Annotated in this window: 1 protein-coding gene; it reads left to right on the top strand. The window is 30.7% G+C overall.

Going from position 1 to position 254, the window contains the following annotated elements:
• Window positions 1-254: hypothetical protein (locus H3T96_RS14690; protein WP_198248701.1), on the top strand; the 254-nt coding region annotated here is incomplete at both ends.

Below are 254 nucleotides of genomic sequence, written 5' to 3'. Positions count from 1 at the left end.
ATATATTCCATGCTCTGATGAACAATTAGAAGAGAGTATTAAATATTTCAATTATGCTTTGGACGGAGGTTATCACTGTTATGAGGATTTGACAGCACGAATGCTGTTTCAACAAGGCTATCATTATAAAGATAAAGAATTCAAAAAAATTAATAAATTAACCGAATACCGTAAATCATTAATACCAGAAAGATTAAAACTGGCAATTGATTATGCCGAAATAATGGCTGAGCACAGCTCAATTATTGGTATAT

Source organism: Gilliamella sp. W8136 (assembly GCF_016101285.1).
Lineage (GTDB): Bacteria > Pseudomonadota > Gammaproteobacteria > Enterobacterales > Orbaceae > Gilliamella > Gilliamella apicola_N.
The sequence above is the reverse complement of the archived record's forward strand: the minus strand, read 5'-3'. Positions and strand labels throughout refer to the sequence as shown.